This is a genomic window from Enterococcus sp. 125944, assembly GCF_051909435.1.
GTDB classification, from domain to species: Bacteria; Bacillota; Bacilli; order Lactobacillales; family Enterococcaceae; genus Enterococcus_D; species Enterococcus_D gallinarum.
The window spans coordinates 1-907 of sequence record NZ_JBQASY010000062.1; the positions used below are offsets into that span (position 1 = coordinate 1).

The following is a 907-nucleotide window of genomic DNA, read 5'->3' on the forward strand; positions in this document are numbered from 1 at the left end:
TTTTTTTCTTTTTTGATTCTGAACTCAGCAGAATCTCGTCTACGTCCAAACACTCAGTGTCCATTAGATTTTTGATTGTCATGGACGGCATAGCGGAAATTACATCACGAACAAAGCTAATTTCTAAGTCGTAGAATTCTGACCAGCTGACATTTCCGCTGCCAGAGCTTTTTTTAACGCTTCGTCCTCTTCCTTTGAAAAACCAAGAACACGATAACGGACAATATCATAAATCACGTCAAGGTCTTGCGTATCCAATCCTTCCAGAATCGCTTTCTTATTGACTTTCTTATCGTTAAATAAGCTAGCGACAAACTCTGCTTGTAGTTCCATGTAGTCCGACTCTGTCGGCTTGATCAATTCTCCGCTTTCGTCTTTGCGGTTTTCCAATTCCTTTTCTAGTCGGATATAATCTAATCGTTTCGAAAAAGGTACGAAGTCTTGAAAAAATTCTTCAACGTCACCTTTAGCATTTCGTAAGCGTAATTTGATTGTTCTTTCAGTCATCAATAAATCCTCCTAAAATCAATATAAAAAGACTAGTCGATGTGACTAGTCTTTCGATACTAAAGCTAACAAATCAGTCTTCGTGGTCTTTCCGGCATAATCAATGTCGTTTGCTGTTAACCACGCTTTGATTTCTTCTACCTTATTTGCTGATGTTGGTTTCACATCAACATCAGCGCTGAATGTTTCAGCAGTCTTGACTGTAAATGCTGGAATATCGACCTTTGCCGATTCTTTACCATTTTGTACCCTCGTTGCTTTGTATTCGCCAGCTGCCACTTCTGTAGCAGGCTCTATACCTGTAATCGATAAAGGACTTGCTCCCTCAACAATTTTAGTATCACCTTTGTAAATTCGAAATGTATCTGCCATCTTCATTTGCTCCTTTCTATGATAATTC

At 38.8% G+C, this 907-nt stretch carries 2 protein-coding genes; both read right to left on the bottom strand.

Annotated elements, in window-relative coordinates:
- Window positions 1–123: 123 nt before the first annotated feature.
- Window positions 124–507, bottom strand: a complete 384-nt coding sequence (gpG, locus tag ACTFWY_RS17785) for a phage tail assembly chaperone G (RefSeq protein WP_123836386.1) — start codon at window positions 505–507, stop codon at window positions 124–126.
- Between the two features lie 45 nt (window positions 508–552).
- Window positions 553–907 (bottom strand): hypothetical protein (locus ACTFWY_RS17790; RefSeq protein ID WP_439939978.1); only part of this gene is annotated, 355 nt, incomplete at its 5' end.

Coding starts and splice junctions, on each gene's coding strand:
- gpG (WP_123836386.1), bottom strand. CDS start 507: ATGACTGAAAGAACAATCAAATTACGCTTACGAAATGCTAAAGGTGAC.